Below are 18,281 nucleotides of genomic sequence, written 5' to 3'. Positions count from 1 at the left end.
TATCCTTGTCCGCTATGGAAATTGTTTATTATAACGATCAAAGTCACGTAGATTACTACGATCCCATTCACGCATGTCTAATACAGAACCTTTATAGGCCATAAAGTCTTCACGAGTGTTAGAGAGATTATAATAATAAATATTACTTCGATCTGTAGCTAAAGTGCTTTGATGGTTGACTGAGGAAATTTCAGCCACCGAGTGCCCATGTGTTTTCACAAAACTACGTTGAGCACGTAAGAAACGACCTTTAAAGTAAGCATTTCCCCAAAGTTCTACGTCCAATTTATTGACCGTACCAGCCAATTGAATACGTGCCTTGTTTTTGCCTCTAATAGTTAGTACATCACTTTTTAGCCAATACAAACTGAACCACGTAGATCCATCGACTATTAAATTACTTATATTGGCCACACCAGTTAATAGTACCTTGGGATTACCCTTTAAATTGATTTGTAGGTTCTGGCTATTAATTCCATTAATAACAGTTAAACCCTTGCCGACTATATCGAGTCGGCGCAAACCAAGAGAACCAGCTAATTTGGTGGTTCCATTATTTACCAAATAAAGATCGAGCATAGCAGAATGTAACTGGCTACCATCAACTAAACCGATCCCTTCATAGGTAAAACTATTTAAAAACTGTCCTCGAATGTCCGCATGAACTGCACCATGATGTGGGTAGCCTTTGCCTAAAGACAGATAGAAAGTATTTTCTGATACTTCAGCATTAATCTTAGCTAAATCACGAGGATCACCTCTTAGAATCACTTGCGGTTTTTTATATCCAGTATGTAAAGTAACATTAATTTGTCCTTGTACTTCCACCCGATTAAACGGGGTAAGTTGTTTATATTGTGTTGTGCTTTTATAAGATAAAGCTTCGGCAGAAACAGGAGATTTTGAGGTATCATTAGGCGCACAAGAAGCTAAAAAAAAGACAAATAAAATCAGCAAATAACAATGCTTTAACATATTCTTTAATTCCTATATCGATCATTCCTCTAATGTAGAGGAAGTTCTTACAATGTACAAGCCGGCATAGGTGATAACCAACCAGGTTTCATTAGATATTGTTTGAAATACTATTCCGAAACAACGTGGCTTCGAAAGAAGTCTTTTTTTTATCGTAGTAGATTCAGGGTTTTTCTTAAGATTATACATAGGTCAATTTTAAATTTAAAAGACAGTTTTATAATTTAAATTTAATCTACTTGTTTTTTAATGATAATCTAAGTACGTCCCTGAAGTTTTTTGCAAGAGGTTTTAAATACAAGGGGGTAGATCGTGATGAAATTAAAAATCTGAGCTCGATCGAAGATTAAATGGTGTTCAAAAAAACTTCTGGGACGTTACCTAATAATAAATAGGAATCAAATGGACTGTCGACAAAGTATAACGGGTCAGGCTATTGTGGCCTTAAATTAAAATGTTTCACGAGAAACATAAGCATATTTCAGTGAGGTGCATTGCTGTTATCTCTCTGCTTTTCTTCTACCTCTTCCTCATCTTCTTGAGCCGGTGATTGTTTTGCCTCCTTTTTAAGTACGGAACTAAAATCAAGGACGGGTGGTTCTGGAGATTCCTGGATTAGTCTACGTAGGGCTTTACTTACATTATCTTCTTTCTCGTGATTCTGCAGATATCTATTCTTTGCAGCATCCAGTTTCTGCTCAAATTTAACCCGCTCTTCTTTTTTGTACCGATTGTGAAAATAGCCGGCTATTGGAAATCCAATAATCCCCGCTAGCACGCCCATAATGCCCATTTTTGCTTTCATGTAGGCAAAAAAACCCATGTGTTCAGGCCCATCCAAAGCGCGCATCATTAGTTTCGTCAATCCTATATGAGCCTGCATGTAACCTGCGTTTTTTTGATGTAAATGATTCAGGTTTTTTTCTTCGGCACAATTTCGATTCAATAAACCTATAAGCCCTCTTTTTGCATTAACTTTAGCTGCAGCACCTTGATCCACCACACTAATTAGTGAGACAGCGGACTGTAAATTATGATCATACTTTTTATCTATGTGTTGTTTTAATGCGGTAGCTTTTTCTGTAACCTTTTGGGGGCTGGCGTTAGCAAGTGCTAACAGCGCGCGAACAATAGGATCATTTGGATTATGAACCACACTGTCTAAAATAGAAACACGACCAGCAATAGATTGCGCACGTTCATTGCCGCTTTTACAACCGCCAATCGAGGCTTGCTCAACAAAAACAGACAACGACTGAAAAATTTTTGCATAGCGATGCTGATAATGCAAATTATTGGCCATCATGATTTTTAAAGCATCTTTTGCTTGATTTACTCGGTCCAGTGTACTGATATCTTCTCGCGAATTGGGATGCTTCCAATTCTCTTTGATGTTCTGAATTTGCGCTATTACCTGTTTACCGGTCGCTGATTGCGAAAAAAACGATTCACGATTCTCTGATGCTAAATAAGTTTTATAGTGTTCAAAAACGGAATATATTTTTTCTTTTTGATCTTCATCGTCGTTTTCATTAACCAAATTGTGCAACATGGCCATTTCAGCCATCAATGTAGCCTCTGTTTTTAAGTTATTGCCATCGTAACCTAATACATCGCCAAATCCGTTAACAGATATATTTTGTACAAAACAAAATACTGGAGATTCTTCCTTCAATTGACGAGCATTGTACAGATGCGCACCGACCAAAATAAAACCAGCCCCCTGCGATTGTTTGTTTTTTCCACCCTCAAAGCGATCGTTTAGTGCCGTTAACAAATTATAAGTGAATGCTTTATTATTTACAGGGTTTTTGCTAAGTGCATCAGCCATCTTATAATTACTTTGTAAATGAGCAAGTTTTTCCGCTACATCTTCACTCGCCTCGCTCTGTGTGATTCCACTCTTACCCGCTTCTTTATCTTTAATGGAAATAATCCCCTCTTTCACATCCAAGGAAGGAACTCTAATTTGCACTCGTGTTTCATCTATATCGGTTTCGTTAAGTCTAAAACTTATAATTTGTCTATCAGCAAGATGCTGTATTCCCAAACCTCGATCATGCGCCGTAACTTCAGAACCTGCAATCCAAGTAAATTGACCTAATGATTGATCAACATGCAACAAATCATTGCTGGTCGCTGTTGTTACTTCAGCAATGTCTTTAATATGCATGGCTTTCATTTCGTTCTTGGTCAAATGCTCACCTGTGGCAGCTATCATTTCCTCCAGAAATATAGGGTGTGCCTCTCTGGCAATGCGTTTCCGTGCACTATCTAATAATTTGACTAATTTTATATCATCAAGAGGATGGGACTTTTTCTTTGCTTTAGCAAAGGAATCTTTAAATGCAACAATGACGAGTTCATTCACCCGTTTCATCGCTGCTGCATGCGCAAGACTCATTTGCGCTTCAGGAAATTTCTTCGCATTCATTTTTGTATATGTACGCGCAACCAAAGCCAGGTGAAAATGAAACTCTTGTTGCAAAGGGATAATACTCCCTCTAAATTTCTCTAACTGTTTAAATTGAACTTCATTTAAATCATACTCGTGCAGATAAATTTGATGCAGTTCAGGAAAAAGGCTAGTGTCTAAACTAACTGTAGTAATTAAAGAAGAGGTTCGACTTGTTGCACTGAAAAAGAGCTCTCTATCTTTGTTTGTCAACGGAACATTAATTAAAACACGTCCTTGAGGATCGAAAAGCAGCGTATCCACATTATTCAAAGCACTCTTTACAGCCCTAGGATAAAGCATTTTTACAAAAAAGTGTTGTAATTTCTGTTGTTCAACAAGCATAATCAATTTCCAATTAATTACTGACATTTAAAGTGTAGCATTATTTGATTTATGAGCAAATTTTAAAAAAAATAAACAAAATTACCTCTTGCAAAACCGGCGGGGTCCATATATGATAATGACTTCTCAAGCCGTGTAATCTACTAGACATTTCACTTTAAATTGACTGCGATTTTTTTCTGCAAGCCATAAGTCATATTTAGCTTGTTGATTTATCCAACTTTCTGCAGATGTCTTAAATGCTATGCTTAACCTGATTGTCATTTCTGGACTAATACGAGAATGGCCATTTAATAACTCTGAAAGCGTTTTCCGAGTTACACCTAATGCTTTTGCAGTTTCTGTGACAGTTAGTTTCAAGGGCTCTATACATAATTCACGTATAACCTCACCTGGATGTGCTGGATTAAACATTTTTAACCTCCTTAGTGATAATCAATATAGTCGTCATTTGGGACTACCATGCATTTAACTTTGATATCAAGGATCTGAGCAACATCAACCTGAGTTTTTTGTAAACGCCCTCGAAGTTCAGCCAAATGAATATTAAAGAGGATTTCTTCTGTTTTCATCTGTGCTTTAGCTACAACATTTGGTTTTTGTTCTGCCAAAATTTGTTCAAGAGTTTTTGCCATAATTGAGCCAATTAAGAAGCATGTTTAAGCTCAACAATATAATTCAGCTGTTGACGTCTTAATTGGTCTCTGATTAGCAGTTCAATTAATGGCTCTATGGAATAACCAAGAGCATCAGAAATCTTTTTAGCAAACGCAATTCCTACATCTTTTCGATTATGCTCCACATCACTAAGAAATTGTTTAGAAACTCCTACTCTTTTGGCTAATTCAACTTGGGTGATTTCATCGCTCATACGCAAAGAATGTACTAATCCACCAAAAGTCATCTCATTCCAAATATCTTTGGTTGCGTCTAAAGCGTTTAACGTGTCATTTGATTTAGTATTCATGGGGCATTACCTCCGTAACTTCTACAAATTCAATTGTTCCATTACTCTTAATTATATATATAGCTCGCCATTGTTTATTTAATCGAATGGAACGTTGCCTCTTTCGATCACTTAAAAGAGACTCATCATGCCATCCAGGACGTTTCCTTGTTTCTTCTCGCCCTGCTTTATTGACTGCAATCAACCAAGCTCGGAATTTTTCTTGAAGATACAGCGGAGTCCGTTTTAAATCCTTTAAAGCACTCTTTGTTATTTGGACTTCTATTATCAAAATACTACTCTTTTTATTTTAATTGTACACCTATTTTGGTGTACAATTAACATTTATTCCAATCCTTAGACAGCGATATTATCCCACTGGAAGGAGAGGAGTCCATTCCATTACACTAGGCCTCTAGATAAAATTGCTTGACCACATCACATATTCCTATAATATCTTCAGCTAATTAGGTTATTTAGGCTTTATAATGAATCGTGGTGGTTTTTCTTGGAAAAGATTTATTGGTATTTCTGCTTTTAAAGCGAGAGTTTCAAGATATATTGGAATCCCTCTTACTAGATCTGGAAGGCAAAGAAAAATAGGGGGGTTGGTGGAGAAACTCATATATTCATTATTTGGTATAAATTCTAGAGCGAAGAATAAAACTAAAAAATAAGCTAGGGGCCGTTGACATTTGCCCCTGCGGTACGGCGGCAACAAATGTCAACGGCCCCTAATAATTAACAACATCAATAATAAAAATAACTATGGTAAACTAAAGCAATTTTGTTCATTCAATGGACTTATCTTGCCATAACGAATACCACTAAACACAGTTTCAATCATATTGGTACACGCTAGTTTTTCAAAAATAGCTTGACGATACTGTTCCACTCTTCTTATTTTCACTTGAAAAAACGAAGCAATTTCTTTTAGTTGCTCTTAAGGGGATAAATTGGAGAAATAGTATTGATTATTGCAAATGCACCATTGAAAAATGGGTGTGAAATCGACTAGTATGACGTCAGCCATGATTTACCTCTAGTTAAATTGTGGTTGGCATCCTTACTATCAGCGCTTTTTTAAAAATTAAAAATGCCCGATAATCTTATTGCATTCAGATAAAGGTTGCAATGAAAATTTATCTTTTGAGTTGACTTTGTGTTGCATTAGATAAATGGAGTAAGAAATTATTTAGAAGATATTGGTATTGAGCGGCCTCGTTTTTTTACTTGCCGTCGCTCTTGCCAATTTTGCAACATAACATAAAAAGCCGGTACAAATACTACAGCAAGGCAAGTTGAAGCCAACATCCCGCTGCATACGGTAATACCAATAGAACGCCGTGCGTTAGCACCCGCGCCAGTAGCAAAAACTAAAGGCATTACCCCCAAAATAAATGCAAAAGAGGTCATTAAAATAGGGCGAAAACGTGTTTTCGCACCCAGCACAGCAGATTCCATAATTGTTTTTTTATGAAATTGCCGTTGTTCTCGTGCTACTTCGACGATTAAAATTGCATTCTTGGCCGCAAGCGCAATTAATAATAAAATCCCAATTTGGGTATACATATTATTCGCTAGTCCAAGAGCAGATAAAGCCAGGACGGTACCAATTAAAGCCAAGGGGACGCTGAGTAAAATAGATATTGGGGTAACCCAATTTTCATATTGTCCTGACAAAATCATATACACCAAAATTAACGACAAAATGAAAATATAATAACTCATGTTCCCTGCTATTTTTTCCTGATAAGCAGTACTGGTCCATTCATAGGAAACACCTGCAGGCAAAACTTGCTTGGCAACTCGTTCCATCGCCTCCATGGCCTGGCCTGAACTATAGCCAGGCGCTGCCATGCCATAAATGTTACTTGATGGATAGAGATTATAAAGTGAAATAAGAGAAGGGCCAACCGTGGGATAAATATCGGTCAGCGTACCAATGGGAACCATGCCGCCAGATTTATTTTTCACATAAAGGTTACGTACATCCTCTATAGTCATCCGATAAGGAGCATCAGCTTGTACATAGACCTGAAATACCTGCCCAAATTTTGTGAACAAATTTACATAGGACGAACCAAGATAAGTTTGTAAGGCATCGGAAGCATCACCTACCTGAACCCCCAACGATTCTGCTTTAATTCTATTAATCGGTGCAGAAACTTGCGGTACCGAAGCGCGAAAAGAAGTCATTAGACGTTGTAATTCCGGTTGTTGACTGGCATAAAGAATCATTTGATCCGTTGCGGCTTGTAATTTACGATAATCAAAAGAGCCATCCTGTAATTCAAGCTGCATTTGAAAACCACCTGATGTTCCCAGGCCCTGAATTGGTGGAGGGATCATTACCAAAACTTTGGCATTTAGCGTCTTTTGTGCAATTTCATTCAATTTGGTGTACAACGGTAATAACCCTTCTTGTTTACCACGTACACTCCAATCCTTAAACATGACGTAAAGAACACCCGCATTTGCAAGATTTGCACTGTTATCCAACAGCGAAATTCCATCAATCGTGATAATATTTTCAATACCATCAATTTTGGAGACCTGGGCACTTAAATCATGTAAGAGTGCTTCGGTTCGTCCAAGACTTGCTCCATCCGGTAACTGCACATTCATCATTAAATAGCCCTGATCTTCAATTGGAATAAACCCCGTAGGGATTCTGCTTAAACCAAATACAGCTAAAAGAACCAAGAGAATACCAATAAAACAGACGATCTTATTCTGTTTTATCAATCGCTCAATAAAGTGGATATAGGTGCGCTCAACAGGATCATAAATTTTATCAAAGCAGCGAAATAGAAAATTTTTTTCTTTATGCGTGTTAAGCGGTTTAAGCCAGAGAGCACATTGAGTGGGTTTCAACGTCATCGCATTAATGGCACTAATAAAGGCCGTAGCTGCAATCACCAGAGCAAATTGGGCATACATAGCCCCAGTCAAACCTGGCATAAAGCCAGCAGGTACAAATACAGCCATCAGCACTAAAGTAATACCAATAATGGGGCCTAATAATTCATTCATAGCGGCAATTGCTGAGTCTTTCGGAGACGTTCCCCGCTCAATGTGTTGTGTTACCCCTTCGACGATTACAATCGCATCATCAACAACAATACCAATTGCTAAAACCAGTGCAAATAAAGTCAGTAAGTTAATCGAATAACTTAGTAAAAGCATAGCAAAAAAGGCACCAATGATGGTCACAGGCACAGTGGTTGTCGGTACCAGGGTAGCGCGAAAATTTTGTAAGAAAAAAAGAATGACAATCAGAACTAAAATACCGGCTTCAAATAAAGTTTTATAAACTTCATTAACTGAAGCCTTAACAAAAATAGTAGTATCGAAAGGAACAGAATAGCGCATTCCAGGAGGAAATTTTTTGGCCATCTTGGCTACCGCCTCGCGTACCTCTGTGGCCACTTGCAAAGCATTAGCACCAGGTAATTGATAAATACCAATTGCAGCAGTGGGCTTATTATTAAGTTTTGCCAACTGGCTGTAACTGGAAGAGCCTAGCTCCACACGCCCTACATCTCGTATTCTTACAATCTTTGCACTGCTACTGCCATTAGCCCCCTCGTTGGACTGCGTCGTTAAGGTTTTAATGATAATATTGGCAAATTGTTCCTGATTAGTAAGCTGACCTGGCACATTTATTGTAAATTGATAAGGTTGCGACCCTGCGGTTGGGGGTGCAGCGATCTGCCCAGCCGAAACCTCCTGATTTTGACGACTGATGGCATTTAATACATCACTTGGATTTAATGCATAAGACAACATTTTTTGAGGATCAAGCCATACACGCATTGCATAGGTACCCGTACCAAAAATAAGCACATTACCTACACCTGGTAAACGTGCCAATTCATCTTGCATATTAATGGCAGCGTAATTATCAAGAAATAACCCATCGTATTCACCATTTTCCGACGTTAAAGTAATAAATTGTAAAATAGACGTGGATTTTTGTTGCACCACCACCCCTTGTTTTTGCACTGACTGTGGTAACTGTGCCATGGCTGCTTGTACGCGGTTTTGTACTAATACTTGTGCAAAATTCAGATCAGTGCCAATAGCAAAGGTAACAATCAAGGTATAAGTACCGCTATCAGTGCTGGTTGATTGCATATACAACATTTTTTCCACTCCATTGACCTGCTGTTCAATGGGGAGAGCTACTGTATTAATTAAAGTTTTTGCATCCGCACCGGGGTAAGTAGTCGTTACCTGAATGGTTGGCGGTACGATGGCAGGATATTGAGTTACAGGCAAAACAGCTATGGCCACCATTCCTAATAAAACCAAGAGTAGGGCGATAACGTTGGCTAGTATTGGTCGTTCAATAAAAAATTTAGAAATCATGATGTTTTCTCACCTGCCACTTTTGTGTGAGGCACAACCTTATTCCCAGGAGTTGCATTTTGCACTCCCTCAACGATCACCTCATCTTGTGCATCTAAACCGCTTACTACCCCACGCATACCCTGCTCTACACTACCTAATTTCACCCGTTTTAAAAGCACCGTATTGTCCTTGCTTACCACTAATAAATAAGGACCAATTTGATCATAAAGTAATGCTGTATCTGGAACAGTTAATTGTTTTTCAGGTTTGGTAATTGCAACCCGTACTTGCACGAAAAGACCTGGAATAAAAATATAATCTTTATTTGGCAATACCGCACGTAACTCCATCGTGCCCGTTGAGGCATTAAGACCTGTGTTGATAAAGTCCAAGGTAGCAGTGTATTTAAAATCAGTTTCATTTTGCATGCTAATGTGCACAGGAATTGTATTAAGGTCTTGCGGTTTAAGCCCCATGGCACGTGCGGCTCTAAGCAATTTAATTAAATCAATTTCATTGAGGTTAAAATAAACATAAAGAGGAGAAATCTGATCTACAGTTGCCAAGTTAGTTGCTTCACCGTGACCTACTAAATTACCTACATCAATTAAATGACGACCAATACGCCCATCAAAGGGTGATGAAACATGGGTATAACTGTAGGTAATTGCAGCATTTATCGCATTAGCAGTTGCCTTATCAATTTCTGCTTCAACTTCTTGAGTTTTAGCTAACCATTTTTCAACTTCATTTAGCGACGTTGCATTCTCTTTATACATTCGCTTTTGACGAGCATATTCAGACTTATTATAGGCATCAACTGCCTTTTGTGCTACGACAGTAGCCTGCGCTGCTTTTAATTGCTCCCAATACGGTTCAGGTTGAATCACAAACAATTCCTGACCCTTTTTAACAAAAGAGCCATCAACAAATTCTATTTTTTCCAGATATCCTTCCACACGTGCAACTAGATTGACAGAATTATAAGATACGGTAGTTCCTGTTTGCGTCACGTATTCAACCATTTCCTGCAATTGCGGCTTTTGCACCATAACTGATGGAGCAGGTATTTTGGGAAAATTAGGTTTTTTAAAAAAATGTGCAATGAAATATACAAATAATAATGCGACTACTGCGACTCCTAAAAATTTGACTAATTTTGAATTTTTATTAATGTTCATACTGGTTACCATGTTGGTAGATAAAGTTCTTTTATTTTTTGCTTTTTCGTAACCGGTGGCTGATGATTTTTTTGCTTCAACAACATGCCCCAATTAGTTCGTGCTGCCATTTCTGTTTTAATCTGCTGCGAAACCACATCATCACCACCACGAATTTCCCAACCACCACCTAGAGCACGATAAAGAGCCACTAAAGCTTGTGGAATATCTCCCTGCGCATTGACAAGTGACGTTTGCACACTCAATTGTTGCTGTTCCGCATTAAGTACTGGCGTAAAATCAGTTTCGCCCTCTCTATAACGAATTAAAGCCAATTTTAAGGATTTAATTGCTGAAGTATTTGCCTGAGTTAGAAAATGAACTGCTTTTTTACCTTCAACATACGCTGTGATATTGTCTTGTACTTCTTGCTGAGCTTTTAACACTAAATTGACATAATTCAATAATGCCTGCTGGAAAACCGCATCCTGGGCACGAACAGTGTTTGTAATTTGACCGTAATTGAGTATTGGCCAACTGAAACTGGGACCTGCCGAGATATTACGGTTTGCCCAATGGAAGATATCTGAGACTGAGGAATTAGGAATATTATTTGAAGCAAAGGCAAAGGCACCATTTAATGAAAGTGAAGGATAAAGATTGGCTTTAGTGACACCTATAGACGCAGATTGTGCTACTGCTTCCAACCTTGCCTGATGAATATCAGGACGTCTGGCTAACATTTCTTTAGGAATACCCACCGCTACAGAAGATGGAGCCTTTGGGATGCCACGACTTTTTTGGATAACCTCATCAATCCCATTTGGAATCGTTCCTAATAAAACCGCCAGCGCATCTTTTTGTTTCTGCAAATTAGCAACTATTGATGGCAACGTTGCTTCTGTTTGTGCCAACTCTGTCATTGCCTGCTCAACATCAACGAGGCTTGCTTCGCCTGCATTAAAACGCGCACGTGCAATTTTTAATCCTATTTTTTGTACCACTATGTTTTCTTTGGTTATCTTAATCTGCTCTTCAGCAGTACGAATCTTAATGTAGGTTGTTGCCACATCTGCAGTGAGCGTAACAAGAGCATTATCATAAGCAGCAAGTGACTCTAAAAAAGCCGCATCATTTGCTTGAATTGCGCGTCGATATTTACCCCAAAAATCGATTTCCCAATTCGCAGAAAAACCTAACAACGCCGTATCAAAGTTTGATGGTAAAACTTGTTGCAAGGAAGTGCCGCCAATTCGTGTGTACGTGTAATTTCCAAGCAGAAGCTGTTGCTGTGGGTATAATTCACCAACTGCCTGTGCTAATTGTGCTCTCGCCTGCAACACCTTGACTCCGGCAGACTGAAGGGATAAATTGTTACGATATCCTTGGTAGATGATGGAAGTAAGTATTGGATCATGGAATTCTTGCCACCATTTAGTATCTTTGAATGGAGCCTCTTTAACCGAGGTATTTTTTTTTGCCCAATGTGCTGCAAAAGTCTTTTGCGGCTCTTTATAATTAGGGCCGACCATACATGCATTAAGCAATAAAAATGCTACAAAGATAAAAAACTTTAACATGGGGGCAATACTTCCCTATTTTAGCTGTTTTCCATCATGGAACCCAATATCATTAGGTATGATATTTATAAGACTTTATCACCCTTATTTCTGATTTGATAGTCAAGATATCTATTCAGGACCTCATTACTATTTACTTTTCGGGCCAGCGATTGAATTGCCTTCACCTTGAACGATTTTTTAAGGCAAGTAGCAACTGGAAAGTCGAATTGAACAAAACTCTAAGTAACTTGCAGCTGAGTAACATTCTGCAATCCACGTGGCAACCGATTACCTCGTCGACCACGTTCTCCTTTATAATACTCCAGATCTCCACCTTTAAGAGTAAAATGACGTTTTCCAGCATGGACAGTGAGCGAGTCATTATCAGCTAAAACTTGCATATCAATAATGTATTCTTCACGGGATATCGTTTTGGCAGCAGGAACATTAATTAATTTATTTCCCTTACCACGAGTTAACTCAGGCAATTCTTTAATTGAAAAAATCAACAATCGTCCTACATTAGTAGCACATGCTACCAACAAATTTTGACCATTAGGTACTATTCGCGGCGGTAAGAGACGACTGGCTTTTGGTAATTTAACACAGGCTTTTCCGTTACGATTTTTTACATAAAGCTCGCCAATTTTAGCAATAAAACCATAGCCCGCATCACAGGCTAACACTATCAATTGTTCTGCCTCACCACCAACAACAGCCTCAAATAAAACGCCTTCTGCTGGATTTAATTTACCTGTTAATTGCTCACCTTGTCCTCTGGCTGAAGGAAGAGAATGACCTGGTAACGAATACACTTTCCCCTCGCTGTCAAAAAAGACAATTTGTTGGTTTGAACGAGCTGTTGCTTGCGACTTAAATTCATCTCCAGCCTTAAAGCTAAGTTCGCAACCATTAATTTCGTGACCTTTCGCTGCTCTAATCCAGCCTTTTTTAGATAGTACTATGGTAATAGGCTCATTTGGTAGAATATCCTCTTCTTTTAATGCTTGCGATTCTTGACGTACAATAATTGGTGAACGTCGTACATCACCAAACTCATCGCGATCTTTAATCATTTCTTCTTTAACTAAATTCCTTAATTTTTGCTCACTGGCCAAAGTACTTTGCAAATAATCTCGCTCACTACAAAGTTCCTTTAATTCGCCACGTATTTTTATCTCTTCTAATTTTGCTAAATGACGCAATTTCATTTCTAAGATGGCTTCGGCTTGGCGTTCACTAAGATTAAAATGCGCAATTAATTTTTGTTTAGGGTGCTCTTGTTCGCGAATGATGGCAATAACTTCATCAATATTTAAATAGGCAACTAATAATCCTTCCATTATATGGATACGTTCTAATACTTTTGCCAAACGGTATTGCAAACGTCTTTTTACAACCCCAATACGATAAACCAACCATTCATTTAGAATGCACACCAGATTTTTTACTCTTGGCTTACCATCAAGCCCTATCATATTGAAATTTACGCGATAACTACGCTCTAAATCAGTCGTTGCAAATAAATGCGACATTAATCCATCTACATCAACACGGTTAGAACGCGGAATGATAACTAAACGAGTAGGATGTTCATGATCCGATTCATCACGTAGATCTTCAACCATAGGCAATTTTTTTTGTTGCATCTGTAACGCAATTTGTTCTATAACTTTCGCACCTGATACTTGATATGGTAATGCGGTAATTACGATATTTTGTTTTTCTAAATTATAAATTGCCCGCATTTTAATAGAACCATTCCCGGTCTCATATATTGCAGAGATCGTCTCCGGCGGAGTAATTATTTCTGCCTCAGTGGGAAAATCAGGACCTTTAATGTATTGCGAAAGGGCAGCTAAATCGGCGTCTGGATGTTCTAGTAAATACACACAAGCATTAACAACTTCAGTTAAATTATGCGGTAAAACATCAGAGGCCATTCCCACTGCAATGCCTGATGCACCATTTAATAAAATGTTCGGTAAACGTGCTGGCAACAACGTAGGTTCTTGCAAAGTACCATCAAAATTATCAACCCAATCTACAGTACCTTGCTGTAATTCGGCCAATAATACTTCAGCATAAGATGAGAGTCGAGCTTCGGTATAACGCATAGCAGCAAATGATTTAGGATCATCTGCTGATCCCCAGTTTCCCTGCCCATCAACAAAAGGGTAACGATAAGAAAAAGGCTGTGCCATGAGAACCATTGCTTCATAACAGGCACTATCACCGTGCGGATGAAATTTACCTAACACGTCCCCAACGGTACGGGCTGATTTTTTATGTTTGGCTGTAACTTTTAAACCCAGTTCAGACATAGCGTAGACAATACGGCGCTGAACCGGTTTTAATCCATCTGCAATATGAGGGAGGGCCCTGTCCAGAATTACATACATTGAATAATCCAAATAGGCTTTTTCTGTAAATTCTGTTAGTGCTTTTTTTTCTGCAACTTCATTCATAATTTTTTAGTCATCGTAATATTAACTACTATTTAAACACCGTAGTACTGTATTGCAAAGTGATTTTAACAAAGAGATAACAGGTTATAAATAGAAACATTTTAAGGATTGTGAATAACTTTGAGTGATTTTTTCTTGAAAAATGATAAATTCAATATAACTTATTGATTTTAAATAAATTTTTAAAATAAAAGAATTTTAGATGTTTACACATCCTGTGGATAACCTTGTGTATTAACTTAGAATAACTCACAATACATTTAAAACTCAGCTAGAGTTGGATTAAATCGCATCAAGTCACTTGAGTTTGCATTATATATAAACAATACTCTTTTTTTTCATGTCAATTAGAGTAATAGTATGTAAGGAATTGATTTTAATAATTGTCCTTTAACAAAATTATCGTTAATATTTAGTTTAATAAACTATGAATGGAATTCTAAAAGAGGTTTTATAGTGCAAAAAGAAAGCTTGGATAATCACCGTGACATTAATATTTTTGAATTATTAGTTGCATTGTATCAAAACAAGGTAGTGATAGTTTTAAGTACATTATTAAGTATTCTCTTAGGAAGTCTTTTTATTTTTTTTAGTGAACCGGTCTTTGAAGCTAAAATTAAGGTCACATCTGCCAGTGATGGAGAAATCGCAGCCTTCAATTGGGGACGGTTATCATCGAAATCTGAATTAAAACCCATAAGTGCCCATGATGTTTTTCTTGTTTTTAACAATGAATTATTTTCAGAAGCGATTAAAAAGCACTTTTTTAAACAGTTTTATCTCCCTTCTTTAGCAAAAAATCAAAAAGAAAAATACTCATCAGCACAAATTTACACCTCTTTCTCCAAAAATATTTCAATTATTGCCAATTCAATGCTCCAACCGTCAGAAAGTCTCCCTAAATTTACTATTACTTTACGTGGTGATAATCCTACTCAGGTAAAAGTTTGGTTAAAGCAATTTGTTGAGTTAGTTAGAGAGCAAACGCTAAGGGTGATACTTAATGACATAAAACAGCAGAATTCAATGATGATTTATAATTTACAACACCAAATCAACAATGCTCGAGAAACAGCACAGTTAGAACGTCATGATCGTATCATTAAACTTGAGGAAAAAATACGTGTTGCCCAGTTGACGAATCAGAATGACAATAATTCTTCTGGTAGCCCGCCTCATTCAGCATATTCTCTTGAACTTGCGTTGTTGCAAGCAAAAATAAAAAATTTATCCGATCGCAAATCTGATGATGCATTTATTCCCAATTTACGTCAGTTACAAACTAAACTTAATTTTTATAAGTCATTCACGATAAATACGGATAATGTCGTTGTTTTTCGTGTGGATGGACCTATCGAAATTCCGCATACACCAATCGCACCAAACAAGAAATTGATTTTACTGATCTCTTTAGTGCTTGGTTTTATGGTTGGAATATTTAGCATAATATTTCGAATGGGCTGGTGTAATGAACAATACAGAAAATCGTCATTGGCGTTGGCATAAACACCCTTTGCGGGCAAACATCTGTTTAGTATGAGATCATTGATGTTTATGTGTTTTGTTTTAAAATGTTTCGCAGTGAATGGTTACCAATTTCTTTGTTAAATCGTTTAACACACGACTGCCTGTGCAAAACATTGCGACTTTTAATTCATATTCTAAAGTTAACATCTTGGTATTGACTTGTTCTGCAGATTCTAATGCTGCTTCAAGCATCGGCTTCGCATAACCTACCGTAGTTGCACCTAAAGCAAAAAGCTTGGCCGCATTAAGCCCATTAAGGACACCACCAGAACCCCAGATTTCAAAGGATGGATTAAGTGCAGCCGCATTTCTTACAGAGGTTGCGGTATCAATTCCCCAATTTTTATACGTAATCGCTGCTTGATGTCGAATGGGATCATGAGTTGCTCGATGCCCTTCAATGCGCCCCCAATGAGTTCCACCCAGCCCCCCCATATCGATTGCCGCGATACCAAGATTATTTAAGCGCATCATGGTTTCTGGCGAAAAACCACATCCAGTTTCTTTGACAATGATTGGTAATGCCAATTTATTTACTAAATTCTCTAATGCATACCAGCATCCTCGATAATTCGTTGTACCTTCCGGTTGCATGCATTCTTGTAATGGATTGCAATGAATAATTAAGGCATCTGCTTGCAAGTTATCCGTCAATCGCTGTATATCCGTAAGGGGGGTACTAATCAATTGGGCTATGCCTAAGTTGCTATATAAGCTCACTTTAGAAAAATCTCGTCGTATATGCTTCCATTCCAAGGCCGCTTTAGTATCCGTAAGTTCACGACGTTGTGAGCCAACTCCCATTGCCCAGTCGTTTTGAGCACAGGCTTCAACAAGATTACGATTAATTTGTTTGGCTTGGTGGTGTCCTGCCGTCATGGAACTGACGAAAAACGGTTTTTTTACTGCCTTGCCAAATCGTGTTCCATCAATAATAATTTCATTGAAATTAAGATCAGGTAATGCATCGTGTGCTAAATGAATATTATCCAAAGTACTTAAAGCAGTAGTTTGATTTTCAGGCATCAAGGACAGTTTGATATGATCTTGTTTTCGTTGCTCAAACTGCTCATATGGATTGGTCATCGGTTTTGGCCTATACTAATTGGTTTAATAATTGATGCATGGAAATGGCTGCATTAGCTACTTCTATACCCTTATGGCCATGTTTTCCTCCTAATCTATCCCATGCTTGTTGTTCATTTTCTGTGGTTAATACACCAAAAATAATGGGAATATTATATTCCAAGGAAACCTGCATACAGCCTTGACTTACTAGGTTACAAACCAGATCGTAGTGACTCGTATCACCACGAATAATCGACCCTAATGTAATAATTGATTTCACTGTACTCGCTTTTGCCAGGCGTTTAGCGACTAATGGGATTTCTACCGCTCCAGGAACCTCATACACACTAATGTCTTGTTTATTAAGGCCACGCTTCATTAACTGGGTAATGGTCCCTTTTTGTAAGATTTGAGTTATTTCATGATTGAACACACCAACGATAATGGCAACAGGAAAAGATTCCACGGTTGGTACTGGTTCTGTGACTAAAGCAGTTTTTTGCATTATTCCTCTCTTTTGTTCATTAACATAATTCTTATTTTTATAATCCATGCAATTTACCTCTTTATCCCTACATTTTCCACTTATTTGGTATAAAATCTGACCTACGGTGCGTTATTTCCATTTATATGGAATAATCTTGATGACTGAAGACAATGCATTACTCAACATCCTGCTATTTGTCCGGGACGTAGGGTTTGCAGCAACAAAGCTAAAGATTATTGTTTTAAATTTGACTCAATTAAGAGGAACCACCTATGAGTACAGCCCGAATTATTATAGGAATAAGTGGTGCATCAGGCATGATTTACGGAATACGCCTTTTAGAAATGTTTCGCAAAGTCTCAATTGAAACTCATCTAATTATTAGTAAATCAGCGCAGCTAACACGTAAGTATGAAACTGACTTATCGTTAACTGAATTAAAAAGTTTAGCGGATGTCTATCATCCTTGGAATAATGTGGGTGCCAGTATTGCCAGCGGATCTTTTCAAACTTTAGGAATGATCGTTGCTCCTTGCTCTATGAAAACTTTAGCAGAAATCACGCATGGAATTAGTTCTAATTTAATTGGACGGGCTGCTGATGTGACGTTAAAGGAACGCCGCAAATTAGTTTTAATGCCTCGGGAATCTCCTTTACATTTAGGCCATCTGCAAAATATGGTGTCCGTAACACAACAAGGTGCCATTATTTGTCCAGCGATGCCTGCATTTTATAATAAACCTGAAACAATAGCAGACATTATTGATTACAGTGTGGGTAGAATCCTTGATCTTTTTGGTATTGAAACAAATATAGAGCGTTGGCAAGGTTAAATTATCGAGAAAAAGTAAGCGATAAACCTAACATTAATCAAAAAAATTAAGCTTTCTTCATCACATTCTTCGCCTATTGATAGATTTTTGCAGCTCAGG

15 protein-coding genes are annotated in these 18,281 nt (G+C 37.8%); 3 read left to right on the top strand and 12 right to left on the bottom strand.

Annotation, left to right across the window (positions count from 1 at the left end; genetic code table 11):
• Positions 1-12: 12 nt before the first annotated feature.
• From WA877_RS02730 to WA877_RS02705, 6 genes are all read right to left on the bottom strand, one after another.
• Positions 13-975 carry a GIN domain-containing protein gene (locus tag WA877_RS02730; RefSeq protein WP_425169402.1) on the bottom strand — a complete coding sequence of 321 codons (963 nt, stop codon included), beginning with the start codon at positions 973-975 and terminating at the stop codon, positions 13-15.
• 481 nt (positions 976-1,456) lie between these two features.
• Positions 1,457-3,775: a hypothetical protein gene (locus WA877_RS02725; protein ID WP_425169401.1), complete on the bottom strand. Its 2,319-nt coding sequence runs from the start codon at positions 3,773-3,775 to the stop codon at positions 1,457-1,459.
• A 126-nt stretch (positions 3,776-3,901) separates the two neighbouring features.
• A complete protein-coding gene (locus tag WA877_RS02720; RefSeq protein WP_425169400.1) occupies positions 3,902-4,189 on the bottom strand; it encodes a HigA family addiction module antitoxin in 288 nt (95 codons plus the stop codon).
• Between the two features lie 11 nt (positions 4,190-4,200).
• Positions 4,201-4,410 (bottom strand): hypothetical protein, encoded by a 210-nt coding sequence (locus WA877_RS02715; protein WP_425169399.1) that lies wholly within the window; start codon positions 4,408-4,410, stop codon positions 4,201-4,203.
• An 11-nt stretch (positions 4,411-4,421) separates the two neighbouring features.
• The gene (locus WA877_RS02710) at positions 4,422-4,742 is read right to left on the bottom strand and encodes a helix-turn-helix domain-containing protein (RefSeq protein WP_425169398.1); all 321 of its coding nucleotides are present in this window, start codon (positions 4,740-4,742) and stop codon (positions 4,422-4,424) included.
• Entirely contained in the window at positions 4,732-5,013 is a 282-nt protein-coding gene (locus WA877_RS02705) for a type II toxin-antitoxin system RelE/ParE family toxin (protein WP_425169397.1), read from the bottom strand. Before WA877_RS02705 ends, WA877_RS02710 begins: the two co-directional genes overlap by 11 nt.
• Positions 5,014-5,209: 196 nt before the next feature.
• Between WA877_RS02705 and WA877_RS02700 the strand changes: the two genes are divergently transcribed.
• On the top strand, positions 5,210-5,398 hold the full coding sequence (locus tag WA877_RS02700; RefSeq protein ID WP_425169396.1) for a hypothetical protein: 189 nt from the start codon (positions 5,210-5,212) through the stop codon (positions 5,396-5,398).
• 514 nt (positions 5,399-5,912) lie between these two features.
• Here the strand turns inward: WA877_RS02700 and WA877_RS02695 are convergent.
• The 4 genes from WA877_RS02695 to parC all read right to left on the bottom strand — a co-directional run bounded on the left by WA877_RS02695 (position 5,913) and on the right by parC (position 14,267).
• Positions 5,913-9,095 (bottom strand): efflux RND transporter permease subunit, encoded by a 3,183-nt coding sequence (locus WA877_RS02695; RefSeq protein ID WP_425169395.1) that lies wholly within the window; start codon positions 9,093-9,095, stop codon positions 5,913-5,915.
• Positions 9,092-10,258, bottom strand: a complete 1,167-nt coding sequence (locus WA877_RS02690) for an efflux RND transporter periplasmic adaptor subunit (RefSeq protein WP_425169394.1) — start codon at positions 10,256-10,258, stop codon at positions 9,092-9,094. The genes WA877_RS02695 and WA877_RS02690 overlap by 4 nt, the downstream gene beginning before the upstream one ends.
• Before the next feature lie 5 nt (positions 10,259-10,263).
• Positions 10,264-11,817 (bottom strand): efflux transporter outer membrane subunit, encoded by a 1,554-nt coding sequence (locus WA877_RS02685; RefSeq protein WP_425169393.1) that lies wholly within the window; start codon positions 11,815-11,817, stop codon positions 10,264-10,266.
• 221 nt (positions 11,818-12,038) lie between these two features.
• Positions 12,039-14,267, bottom strand: coding sequence for a DNA topoisomerase IV subunit A (parC, locus tag WA877_RS02680; protein WP_425169392.1), 2,229 nt, complete (start codon positions 14,265-14,267; stop codon positions 12,039-12,041).
• Between the two features lie 456 nt (positions 14,268-14,723).
• On the opposite strand from parC, the gene WA877_RS02675 reads away from it, so the two are divergent.
• The gene (locus WA877_RS02675; RefSeq protein ID WP_425169391.1) at positions 14,724-15,773 is read left to right on the top strand and encodes a Wzz/FepE/Etk N-terminal domain-containing protein; all 1,050 of its coding nucleotides are present in this window, start codon (positions 14,724-14,726) and stop codon (positions 15,771-15,773) included.
• Between the two features lie 60 nt (positions 15,774-15,833).
• Here the strand turns inward: WA877_RS02675 and fni are convergent, their stop codons facing one another.
• Both fni and ribH read right to left on the bottom strand, forming a co-directional pair.
• Entirely contained in the window at positions 15,834-16,880 is a 1,047-nt protein-coding gene (gene fni / locus WA877_RS02670) for a type 2 isopentenyl-diphosphate Delta-isomerase (RefSeq protein WP_425169390.1), read from the bottom strand.
• Between the two features lie 10 nt (positions 16,881-16,890).
• Positions 16,891-17,367, bottom strand: a complete 477-nt coding sequence (gene ribH / locus WA877_RS02665) for a 6,7-dimethyl-8-ribityllumazine synthase (RefSeq protein WP_425169443.1) — start codon at positions 17,365-17,367, stop codon at positions 16,891-16,893.
• 254 nt (positions 17,368-17,621) lie between these two features.
• Between ribH and WA877_RS02660 the strand changes: the two genes are divergently transcribed.
• Positions 17,622-18,182 (top strand): UbiX family flavin prenyltransferase, encoded by a 561-nt coding sequence (locus tag WA877_RS02660; RefSeq protein ID WP_425169389.1) that lies wholly within the window; start codon positions 17,622-17,624, stop codon positions 18,180-18,182.
• The last annotated feature ends 99 nt before the right edge of the window (positions 18,183-18,281 follow it).

The organism is Legionella sp. (assembly GCF_049790535.1).
In the GTDB taxonomy this organism is placed as follows: Bacteria; Pseudomonadota; Gammaproteobacteria; order Legionellales; family Legionellaceae; genus Legionella.
This window is presented reverse-complemented; position numbering and strand designations above follow the sequence as displayed.

Excerpts from the sequence above, each read along its gene's own strand:
- WA877_RS02730 (WP_425169402.1), bottom strand. The coding sequence starts at position 975 with ATGTTAAAGCATTGTTATTTGCTGATTTTATTTGTCTTTTTTTTAGCT.
- WA877_RS02725 (WP_425169401.1), bottom strand. The coding sequence starts at position 3,775 with ATGCTTGTTGAACAACAGAAATTACAACACTTTTTTGTAAAAATGCTT.
- WA877_RS02720 (WP_425169400.1), bottom strand. The coding sequence starts at position 4,189 with ATGTTTAATCCAGCACATCCAGGTGAGGTTATACGTGAATTATGTATA.
- WA877_RS02715 (WP_425169399.1), bottom strand. The coding sequence starts at position 4,410 with ATGGCAAAAACTCTTGAACAAATTTTGGCAGAACAAAAACCAAATGTT.
- WA877_RS02710 (WP_425169398.1), bottom strand. The coding sequence starts at position 4,742 with ATGAATACTAAATCAAATGACACGTTAAACGCTTTAGACGCAACCAAA.
- WA877_RS02700 (WP_425169396.1), top strand. The coding sequence starts at position 5,210 with ATGAATCGTGGTGGTTTTTCTTGGAAAAGATTTATTGGTATTTCTGCT.
- WA877_RS02695 (WP_425169395.1), bottom strand. The coding sequence starts at position 9,095 with ATGATTTCTAAATTTTTTATTGAACGACCAATACTAGCCAACGTTATC.
- WA877_RS02690 (WP_425169394.1), bottom strand. The coding sequence starts at position 10,258 with ATGAACATTAATAAAAATTCAAAATTAGTCAAATTTTTAGGAGTCGCA.
- WA877_RS02685 (WP_425169393.1), bottom strand. The coding sequence starts at position 11,817 with ATGTTAAAGTTTTTTATCTTTGTAGCATTTTTATTGCTTAATGCATGT.
- parC (WP_425169392.1), bottom strand. The coding sequence starts at position 14,267 with ATGAATGAAGTTGCAGAAAAAAAAGCACTAACAGAATTTACAGAAAAA.
- fni (WP_425169390.1), bottom strand. The coding sequence starts at position 16,880 with ATGACCAATCCATATGAGCAGTTTGAGCAACGAAAACAAGATCATATC.
- ribH (WP_425169443.1), bottom strand. The coding sequence starts at position 17,367 with ATGCAAAAAACTGCTTTAGTCACAGAACCAGTACCAACCGTGGAATCT.
- WA877_RS02660 (WP_425169389.1), top strand. The coding sequence starts at position 17,622 with ATGAGTACAGCCCGAATTATTATAGGAATAAGTGGTGCATCAGGCATG.